General features: G+C 67.8%; 1 pseudogene. It reads right to left on the bottom strand.

Annotation, left to right across the window (positions count from 1 at the left end):
• Positions 1–518, bottom strand: a pseudogene (locus NKJ01_RS36340) (RHE_PE00001 family protein); the annotation flags it as partial.

A 518-nucleotide genomic window follows, 5' to 3' on the forward strand; every position in this document is an offset into this window, starting at 1 on the left:
GTTTCCGCGAGCACAGCGTGCCATTCGGCCAGCCGTTCTTCCTCATTCCAGTCAAGATCGTAAATCAGGTCCGGCCGATCGTCCGGGCGCGCCGCTTTCGCCGGCACGTCGGCGCCGCTGAGAAGCTTTGACGAGCGCGCCAGGACGGCATCGATCTCGGCAAATTCTTCGGCCAGCAGATCGGCCTCAGCGTCATCGCGATCGTCGGCTTCCACAGAGGCAGTTCCAGCCCCCTCCCCGTCCCGGCTTTTTTGGCCCGCCGCCGGCATGGCGCCGCCGCGACCGGTCAGCGCCAAAAAACCGTCGCGGCTGAGCGCCCAGTCCGGCTTTTGCGCAAAAATCCGCCGGCGGGTTCGCAGCACCGCGTGCGCCCGGGTGAGTTCGTGGCTCGGGGCGCGGATGTCCATGTGGGCGTCGTGCAGCACGAGGTCCTCGAGGTGGACGAGTTCGCCCGCGAGCCAGAGCGCGGAAGCCGCGTCGGCAAAATGCTGGCGCTCGACAAAGCCGTCGCGGACCGG

It is taken from the genome of Mesorhizobium sp. M0276, from assembly GCF_040321755.1.
Lineage (GTDB): Bacteria > Pseudomonadota > Alphaproteobacteria > Rhizobiales > Rhizobiaceae > Mesorhizobium.